Annotated in this window: 5 protein-coding genes and 1 riboswitch; all 5 genes read left to right on the top strand. The window is 37.5% G+C overall.

The genetic code is table 11. From position 1 onward, the window contains the following. The coding region (locus U0839_RS07615) for a hypothetical protein (RefSeq protein WP_413550406.1) at positions 1-730 on the top strand (730 nt) is incomplete at its 5' end. A 158-nt stretch (positions 731-888) separates the two neighbouring features. Next, positions 889-3,006: an FUSC family protein gene (locus U0839_RS07610; RefSeq protein ID WP_155565096.1), complete on the top strand. Its 2,118-nt coding sequence runs from the start codon at positions 889-891 to the stop codon at positions 3,004-3,006. A 115-nt stretch (positions 3,007-3,121) separates the two neighbouring features. After that, entirely contained in the window at positions 3,122-5,302 is a 2,181-nt protein-coding gene (locus U0839_RS07605) for an FUSC family protein (RefSeq protein ID WP_155565097.1), read from the top strand. Between the two features lie 42 nt (positions 5,303-5,344). After that, positions 5,345-5,437, top strand: a riboswitch (TPP riboswitch). After that, on the top strand, positions 5,429-7,840 hold the full coding sequence (locus U0839_RS07600; protein ID WP_413550404.1) for a TonB-dependent receptor: 2,412 nt from the start codon (positions 5,429-5,431) through the stop codon (positions 7,838-7,840). It overlaps the preceding riboswitch by 9 nt. Before the next feature lie 8 nt (positions 7,841-7,848). After that, positions 7,849-8,781, top strand: coding sequence for an ABC transporter substrate-binding protein (locus U0839_RS07595; protein ID WP_413550403.1), 933 nt, complete (start codon positions 7,849-7,851; stop codon positions 8,779-8,781). Positions 8,782-8,872: the final 91 nt, after the last annotated feature.

Below are 8,872 nucleotides of genomic sequence, written 5' to 3'. Positions count from 1 at the left end.
ATGGTTTCCGGTAATAATAATTGGATTATATTGTTTGATATTTGAGATTTTATTAAAAAGAATAAAGATTGATCCATCTTTTAGGGTAATATTATCTATCTGTTTAGGGTCAATTTTTGTTTCTTTATTCATTCACAGTAGTATATATAATGACGATTTGGGTTGGCGTGCAATTTTATTATTTGTTTTGACAGGAACAACGATTGTCACTTTTTATGTCAATGAATATTGTTCCAGTTTCAAAAAAGCAATTTTTATATTTATCGCTCTAATTGGTATTATTGAACCATTAAATTTCAGTAAAATGTTGATATTCGGTGCGGATTATTATAGACCCAGACCAAGTTTAAAAGAATTAAACAAAATAACTCACCAAACCCATAAACAGGACAGATTACTAGTTAATATTCATCAAAACGAGACTTTTGAACCATGGGGGGGCAATCTATTGCCACCTGTAATGGTTAACAGAAAATTTTGTTTTCAAAATATTAGCTATGTCAAAACTTTTGGGCCTAACTGGGGTGACAAGGTTGAATTGATGGATCATGCGATCAGACAGTTTTATAACGGTAAGGCCAATGATAAGGATCTGGCCTTGATTAAACAGTTTCAGTGTAATGCAATAATTGTTACACGTTATGATCCGGTTTGGAGCTATATGCCTTATACAGATTTAACCAGTGTTTATTCTGATAAAAATTTGAGAATTTATAATTTTAATCGGTGAGGGAATATTTTTAAAGTTAAATCATGATGTATTTTTCCTATCATAACAAAGTCAAGTAAATGTTATCATGGCGTTTATGAATATTTAATTGATGCTATTTGTCCTGATCTCTGATATATCCCTTTTCTAAAGCTGTATATTGAAGATCAGGCATTCAGATGCGTCTTAGCGATTTTACATTACCGTCATTTAGCTGGTTATTTGCCCCACAAAAAACAGCCTTGATATTTGCGCTTAGAACCATCATTGCCTCTTATATTGTATTGGTCATTGCCCTATGGATGGAATTGGATAGTCCGCGTTGGGCAATTATGGCCGTATGGATCGTAGCCCAGAATTCATCCCGTGGGGAAATCCTTTCCAAAGCTTATTGGATCATTACCGGAAATGTCATTGGTATTATCATGGCATTGGTTATTGCAGGCTGTTTTCCACAACAGCCTTTTATTTTTGAAATTTCAGTTGCCATTTGGGTATCATTTTGTTGCTGGATTGGCAGTTGCACAAGAAATTTCAGGGCTCTGGGTATGGTGATGGCAGGATATAGTTGTGCCATTGTTTTATATGGTGCCGTTGATAATTTAAATAATGTTTTCATGCTCGCAATGGCAAGGGGAAGTTATTTTATTTTGGGCATACTCGCAGAAAATTTTACCGCTCGCCTATTTGATCTCAATTTGCATCATCAGGCCCATAGAAAATTGACAGAGGATTTACAATTGTCAATTGAAGAGGCTGTTAAATCCGTTATTAATATGATGAACGGAGATGATTGGGCGGTTCAACGATCAGATCAATTTTTGGCATCCGTTATTTCATTAAATAATAATATTGAGTTTCGTGAAAAGGAGATGCAGGGTACAGGTCATACAGGGGATCATGCCAGGGCTGTATTATCTTCAGTTTTGAGTTTGATTATCAAAGCTTCGGGTTTATCCATTTTAATGAAACAGACAGAAGGGAAAAATTTACAATTTTCAAGCATTTTACCCCTTACACAAATCTATTTGCAGGAACTGCTAAATCATCTTAAGTCGGGTGTTTCCATTGATGCATCCTTAAAAGCTTTGAATTCACTAAGATGGGAATGCCGACAACGTATTGCTGATAGTTTTTACCGTGTACTAAAAGAAAAAAAAATTTCGGATGATGAATATGCAGAAAAAACTTTAAATGATCGTATATTATATCAAGGTTTACGTGAAATTTTGGCAGAATTAGAAGTTACTCTGAAAGAATTTGCTAAAAGTCGAGATATGACCTTGAAAGACCATTTTCGTTTTATTGTCAAAAATAGTTATGATTTCAAAAGGGCTTGGAGAAATGCGATCAGGGCTTTTGTGGCAATAACATTTGGTTGTATTGCCTGGGAAATTACTGGTTGGAGCTACGGTCCGCTTTTTCTTGCATTTTTATGTATGGGATGTGCACGGTTCTGTATATTTGAGAATGCTTCGCTTGCCTGTAAGGGTTGGTTCAAGGGGGCGTGTTGGGCTATATTTGGCGGATTTATTTATAATTTTCTTTTCTTGCCTATCATTACGAGTATAGAGGTTCTCTATTTTGTGCTTTTGATCCCGTTCATGATCGGGGGGTTAGCAATGGCGGTGCCAAAATATGCTGCGATCGCTTCGGCATGCATGTTTTTTTTCTGTTATATGATTGGATTTACTAATGTTGGTAGAATGGATGAAATAACCTTTTTTAATGATTCAATGGCCATTTTCATGAGTGGATTATTCGCCTTTACCGCATATCGGTTGGTTTTTCCTTACCAACCTCGTAAATTGAGGTTTCAGTTAAGACAGAAATTGCTGCATGGTATGCATCATTTGGCGAATGCTATTGTTGTTCCATTACCTAGAGAGTGGATTAGTTATGTAATTGAAGCTTTTGTCGTGTTAATGCGTCAGCTTGATGAGGACCGAAATACGACACTGGTGCAAACCTATCGTCATGGAACGATGGCCGTGACATTGATTGGTGTCAATATCATTCGGTTGAGAGCGATGGCTGCCCATGACATCATGACGGAAGATATTAAAAATATTCTAAAAGTTGTTTTAAGACGTATTGCGAAATTTGATGGCCGTCATGCCAAATATGGTCCACATGCAAGAACTGTTGTGATTGCCCATCGTGCCATTTCTAGGTTTCGGGAAAGGGAAAGTCATGAAAAAAATCTGGCAATCCGTATAGAAATCAGTGCCGCTATTTCTTCCCTAATAATTATTTCATATGCCTTGGACAAAAATGGATCTTTCTTACGGTTGTAGCTATTGAACATTATCAAATTGCCAGTAATCCCTTTTCATTTTTCAAAAAAAAGAATAGTTTGGAAACTGTCATCATATTTATGTGATTAAAAAATAAAAAGGTTTTTGTGATTAGGTGATCGGATCCGCCAATGTGCCGTGGTATAAAAAATATTCATGGTCCAGAAAAAATTTCTTAGAAAATTACCGTTGGATTTATGCCCCAGGCTGGTCAGCATTTATTTTTGCCCTTAGAACTACCATTGCTTCTTTTTTGGCATTGGCAATCGCTTTGTGGCTAGAATTGGATAGTCCAAAATGGGCTCCCATGACAGTTTGGGTTTGTGCAAGGAACACATCACGTGGGGAAACGATATCAAAGGCATATTGGCGTGGTGTTGGAACCGTTTTTGGAGCTATTGCCGCTGTTGTTTTTGTTGCGGTTTTTCCTCAACAGCCATGGTTATTTAACATTACAGTTGCCTCGTTTGTCGCCCTTTGTGTTTGGTGTGGAACATGCATGCAGAGTTTCAAGGCGTATGCCATGGTTTTATCAGGTTATACCTGTGCGATAATTGCCTTTAGTTCCATAAACGATCCACATGGAACATTTATGATGGCAATGGCCAGAACCACTTATATTCTTCTCGGGGTTTGGTGTGATAGTTTCGTGGGTCGTTTTTTTGATGTTAATATCGATAAAAATGCTCGGACCCAATTAAACAATAATCTTAAATTTGCAATCTGTGAAACGATTCAGTCTGTTGTCAATATGCTGTCAAAAGATGAAAAGATGGTTCTGCATTCACAGGAATTGCTGACTTCGGTTATAAGTTTTGATAATTCAATTGAATTCAGGCAGATTGAAATGAATGGTAATGATCATACAGGGGATCATGCACATGCGGCTTTATTTTCAGTGACAGCTGTTTTGGCGCGAAGTATGGGTCTATCCATACGAATGCAGCATTTCAAGAATGTAACAGCTGACTTTGCCAGTATCATTCCCAATGTTCAGGAATGTTTAAAAAGAATTTTAGATTCCATTGAAAATGATCATGATTTTAATTTGGACCAATCTTATTTGAATAAACTGAGATGGGAATGTCGACAGCATATTACAGATAGTTTTTACAAGAAAATTGATACTGAAACTCCCGATAAGGGGGCAAAACAGAGGGAAATTGTTTTTAACGACCGTATTCTTTTTCGTAAGTTAAGTGAATTACTGGGTGAGATAGAAGTTACTTTAGAGGAATATCATAAAAGCAGTCATCCTATTAAAAATGATCATTTTAAGTTTCATGTTTCTGCACCTTTAAATTTTGATCTGGCTTGGAAAAATGGTTTGCGAACTTTTGTTGCAATGATATCTGCCAGTTTGATGTGGTATATGACAGGCTGGAATATGGGGGGAACCATGGTCTCCCTGACTGGAATGGGATGTGCACGTTTCTGTTTGTTTGAAAATCCTGCCCAAGTTACTTTTGGATGGTTTAAAGGTACATTTTGGGCTTTATTGGCAGGAAGTGTTTTGACGCTTTATCTCATTCCACCGTTGGGAAATTTCGAATCTCTTTGTATGGCACTTTTTATTCCTACAATGTTGGGTGGATTGGGAATTGCCAATTTGAAAACGCTTCCTGTATCCGCTTCCTATGCCGCATATTTACCCTATATGTTGCAGCTGGATAACCAGGTCAGGTTGAATGAATCAACATTTTTCAATAATTCCCTAGCTTTGCTAATGGGGATATTTTTCGCGATTGCTTCTTTCCGAATAATATACCCCTATAGTCCTCTTAAAACCCGTTTGCATTTACGGCAAATGCTATTGAAAAAAATGCACGCACTCGCTTCTGTATCTTTTTATAAAAGAAGTCCCCGGATATGGCTTTTTCAAACAGCCGCTTTGTTGGTTAATATGGTACGACAGTTGAGTGGTGAGTCCAATACAAAATTGATTCATGCATATAGCCAGGGTACTGTGGCAGTGATGATGATCGGATTGAATATACTTCGTTTGCACTCCATGATCGATCATGATGTTGTGACTGAAGATATAAAGATCTTATTGAGAATTGTTTTAAGACGTATCTCCAAATATAGCGGTAAATATGGTCGGACAGTCGCGGTTTGTCATGCGGTTGTAAAAAGATTGAGAGAGCGTGAAAAAAGTGAAAAAAATCTCGCCCTTCGTATGGAGATTATTGCCGCCGTATCTTGTTTGACTGTCATTGCTGATTCCTTAGATAAAAACAAGGCTTTTCTGGATGTAACCCATCCTTTCCTGCTAAAAGAGGATAGTGTCATATAAAAGACTTGTAATTAATTAAAAAATTGATAAAAATCATTTTGTTATAAATCACCGGGGTGTCCGTTAGGGGCTGAGAATAAACCCGTAGAACCTGATCTGGGTCATGCCAGCGAAGGGAGGAACTTAATGCGATCAATTTTATTTGCTTTTGTACGTTATCTTTTACTGTTAATACCTATTTTGGGGAAGTTTCCCTCTATTCAGGCAAAAGATATTCATATCACTCAATCTCAACCAGAAACTCATTCGATAACGCGACAGGAAATGCAGTCTGATCCTGGTGAGCAGATTATAGTCAAGGGAACTTTCCGTGGTTATCCTTCTGCCAATGGATATATTGGTAAGCAAGCTGGTGGGGGATTGATTAGACCAGAAGATTCCGTTCGATCCCTTAGTACCGTTTCTTCGGATTTTATTCATAAACAGGCACCCACGTCCAATGTTTACAATCTTATAAGTCTATTGCCAGGTGCAAATGTGTCGGGATCGGACCCTTTCGGACTTGCCACACAAACGGACATGACGGTAAGGGGAATGACTTCTGATTCTATAGGATATGTTCTAGAGGGAATGCCCTTAAATGATGTGTCCGATGGCGGTGGCTATTTGAATCAGTTTGTTGATATGGAAAATCTTGAATCGGTAGGTTTAAGTCAGGGAAGCCCCGATCTTGACAGTCCTGTTTTTAATGCTGCCGGTGGCATTGTCAACATCAAGTTTCGTGAACCATCTGATCATCTGGGTGGAATGACCCAGTTTTCATATGGTTCTTATCATACGGGTAAGATTTTTGCCCGTATGGATACCGGAAAAATTGGCAAAACGGGTATTAAGGGTTTTATTTCCTATTCTTATACGGATGGGGACAATTGGCGTGGAGCCGGATATGACCATCGTCAACATGTTGATTTTAAATTTACCAAAGAATGGGGGAGTGACAATCGGGTTTCATTGCTTGGTAACTGGAACCGCTCTTTGATGAGCAGCTATTATACGCCCACTAAGCATGAATGGAAAATGAACGGAATAAAAAACGGTAATAATTATTCAGGCACATGGTATCATAATGGAATAGACAATAGTAATTACTGGAAATTATATCAGCAAACCTTTCAGCAAATTTATCTTGCAACTCCTGGACAATTCACGCTGACAGATAAATTGCAATTTACAGTAACTCCCTATTTTCAATATGGTTATGGAAATACGCCATATGGAGCTATGCTTTCCGATCGTGGATTATGGCAGGGTACTCTTCCTGTGGAAGGGAGCATTTCCATTCCAGGGGCTGTTGACGGTCAGGGAATGGTTATGGGAGATTGGTTCCAGCGAACTTATCGTTCAGGTTTTACTCCAGAATTACATTTAAGATTAAAACATCATCATTTATACTTGGGATATTGGTATGATTATTCAGACAACTTGATAAATGAACCTTTTACGCCAGTATCAGAAAATGGCAAACCATGGGACTTGTGGGGGGGGAAAGGCAAGACGATCCGTTTACCAGACGGTCAACCACTTTATGCAAGGGATACAAGTATAATTACGCAAGTAAATGCGGTATTTATCGGGGATCGCATGAATTTTCTTCATAACAAACTGCATATTGATGTGGGATTTAAGCAAGTTATGCTATCACAGGCTGGATATAATCGCATTCCAGGACCTCAATATCGTACCGGTAACAATGTTGCCAAACCATTGCCCAGAATTGGCATGGTTTATCAATTTACAAAGGAACATCAGCTTTTTGTCAGCGCAAGTACAAATTTTTCTGTTCCCCATCAATCAACGTTGTTTGATACCTATGATCCAAATTCTGGAACATTGACAAAGAAGGGGACAAATCATTTGAAAACAGAATATTCTATCGAGGAAGAGATTGGCTATCGCTATAATGGTCCACGATTGGTTGGTTCCGTTACATTTTTTAACTATAATTATACCAATCGCATGATCAAAACAGTTTTACGACAAAACAATGCCTGGATAGGATCTTCAATTAATGCGGGTGGACAGACCTCACGTGGAATAGATGCTGAATTAGGATTGAAACCCTGGCATCATTTTAGTCCCTATATATCAGGGGAGTATTTAAATGCAACCATGGATAATGATTTTAAAACACGTGGAGATTATTTGCCTACCAGGGGAAAAAAAGCGGTAAGAAGTCCATCCTGGCAGTTTGCAATAGGGCTAACCTATGATGATGGACATTTTTTTGCCAATGGAAATATGAAAATGGTAGGCAAGCAATATGCCACCTTCATGAATGATGAAGCAATGGGTTCTTATGCAACTGGCAATCTTGCACTTGGATACCGTTTTGATTCTATTTCTTTTGCAAAATATCCAGAAATCAGGCTTAATTTTATAAATATAACTGATCAAAAACATCTGTCAGGAATAGGTACTCCAACATCGAATGCTCATAATACGGTTGGAAAAAATGGGACTGTAATCAAGGGTTCATCACCTTATTATAACATTGGTGGAGGATTTGCCACAATGTTAACGCTAACGTCCGCTTTATGAAAGTCAGGATGATGATGAGAATTTCAAGAATATTTATCTTTTTTGCGATTTTGTGTTCCATTTCCCAGGTAAAGGCAGAGGATAAAGTCACCGTAATTTTGGACTGGTTTCTCAATGCAAGTCATGAATCTTTGCTGGCTGCTCAATATAGTGGAGCTTTCAAACGTTACAATCTCCAGGTTGAGATGATCTCACCCGCTGATCCTGGTACACCACCAAGATTGGTAGCTGCGGGACAGGCAGATATTGCGATCTCCTATCCTATTCAATTGGGTATGATGATTGACCATCATATTCCGTTAATACGAATTGGATCTCTTTTAAATCAGCCCTTAAATACATTGATTACCTCGCGGAATATCAAGACCTTACAGGATTTAAAAGGAAAAAAAATCGGTGTTTCCGTTGCCGGGGATGATCATACGATTTTGAAAACAATGTTGGAAAAGACAAACGTTCAGTTATCCGATGTACAGATCATCAACGTTAATTTTCAGCTAGAACAGGCATTAATGACTGGGGCAGTTGACGCAGTTATCGGTGCATCACGGAACTATGAAGTGATTGATCTTGAACAGAAGCATTATCAATTCAATATTTATAATCCAGAAGATTATGGTGTTCCAATTTATGATGAAATGATTTTTGTAACTCGTCCTGAACTTGTAAAAGATTCACGAATTATCCGTTTCATGCAGGCCTTAAAAGAGGGGAATGTATATTTGAAAAGCCATTCTCTAGAAGTGTTTAACAAGACAATTAAAGATCATCCTGAATTGAATACGCCCTTAAATAAAACCGCTTGGAATGTGACCCTAAATTTATTACCGACAGATCCAGTTATCTATGATAAAGCAAAATATCAACAATTTCTTGATTTTTTGTGGAATAAAAAGGTTATCAAGCATCCTGTACAAATTTCATCATTTACAGCTTATTGATAAATGGTAATAATCTTAATAATTTTTTAAATATATTGAAAGTAACATGGAAGTCAAATAATATCAAAATTATAATAAAATTTATTTAAGT

Origin of the sequence: Commensalibacter sp. A3DC (assembly GCF_047307945.1) — a bacterium.
Classification (GTDB): domain Bacteria; phylum Pseudomonadota; class Alphaproteobacteria; order Acetobacterales; family Acetobacteraceae; genus Commensalibacter; species Commensalibacter melissae.
Note: the sequence above shows the minus strand (reverse complement) of the source record. Positions and strands in the feature narration are given on the sequence as shown.